At 33.0% G+C, this 1,395-nt stretch carries 1 protein-coding gene; it reads left to right on the forward strand.

Annotated features, from left to right (window positions below; all coding sequences use genetic code 11):
* On the forward strand, positions 1–1,395 hold a 1,395-nt coding region (locus LS72_RS11080; RefSeq protein ID WP_269149297.1), incomplete at both ends, for a PBECR2 nuclease fold domain-containing protein.

The following is a 1,395-nucleotide window of genomic DNA, read 5'->3' on the forward strand; positions in this document are numbered from 1 at the left end:
CTTTGAATTTTTAGAGAATTTAGAGCCAACATTCAGGCAAGAATTAGAACCCACACTCTTTAGTAATGGTAGAGCAATAAGTAGTGCAGATATTTATGACCTTTTAAGTATTAGCATTAAAAGTGGAGTCCCCAGCGAGGAAAGCTCTAAACTCTTAGAGCTACTCCCTAAGCTAAGAGAAAAAGAACAGGCATTTAATGCAGAGAAAAAAACCCCTTTAGCAGAGATTACTTTTATAGATACAAAGGGCAAAGAGCATATTTTAAGCACACAAACCCAAAATCAGTGGCTAGAGACTTTTAACCTTAAAAGTTTAGAGGATTCTTATATCCCACAACATAGCGATGAAATCAAAGAAGCATTAGGGGGAAAAGAGATAAAACTAACTAAGGGGAGTTTATTAAAACTTGTAGAAAAAGATAGGACGCAGTATATCCCACAAATCAAAGAGACCCTAGATAATCCCGAAGTGATTTTAAGGGATAATGATAATATTGTTATTTTAGCAAAGCAAATAGATGATAAGCAGTATTTTGCAAGCATTAATTTAGAAACACAGGATTATTTTATAAGCGTTTCAAACGCGCCTAAAAAACAGAATGTTTTAAAAAATAAAGTAGAAAATGGAGCTAAAATCATTTATCAATCTCCAAACGCCAAGTCAATTTTCTACACTGATACGCTTTTACAGACAGGCAAATCTCCTACCAACAAGATTGATGAAGCCATTATACCAAAAACTAAAGATTCTTTAGAAAAATCTCTGAACAAAGAGGAGATTTTAAAAGAATATGAGGATACCTTTTTAAAACAGCTTAATATATGGGATAGGGATTTAAATCAAGAATTTGAGGACTTAATAGGCTTAATAAATAAGAGTTCTCAACCCTTCTATCTCACAAAGCAGCAGTGGCACAATAATGCCACTAAGGATATTTGGAGTATAAGAGAAATTAGTAAAGCTTTAAGATTAGGGCTAGGCTTAGATGAATTAGAGCCCAGCAAAAGAAACTTAACAAAAGCTTTAAAATTAGGAAAAATAGATGCTAATAAAATTTTTAAAAGTTTTGATAAAAATAGTGCTGAAATCTTTGTAAATACCAATGGCAAAGGTTTTACTACCGAAAAACTTAAAAAAGAAGTCGTCAAACTCATACAAAAAGCAGCCCAAAAAGAACAAGAGCTTATCAAAGGCTTTGTAGATAAGCTAAATGCCAATGCTAAGCTTCACTCTAACCCACAATCCCCCACCAATCAAAGCCTTTTAGATAAAGCCTTAAAAGAAAAGCAAGAGGGTATTAAAGAGCAAGAATTAACAACAGGCATTAAACCCATAGATAATCTACAAACACCTACATTAAAAGAGGAATTCGCAACTGCTAATACTTCACAAAA

Origin of the sequence: Helicobacter apodemus, assembly GCF_000765745.2 — a bacterium.
GTDB classification, from domain to species: domain Bacteria; phylum Campylobacterota; class Campylobacteria; order Campylobacterales; family Helicobacteraceae; genus Helicobacter_D; species Helicobacter_D apodemus.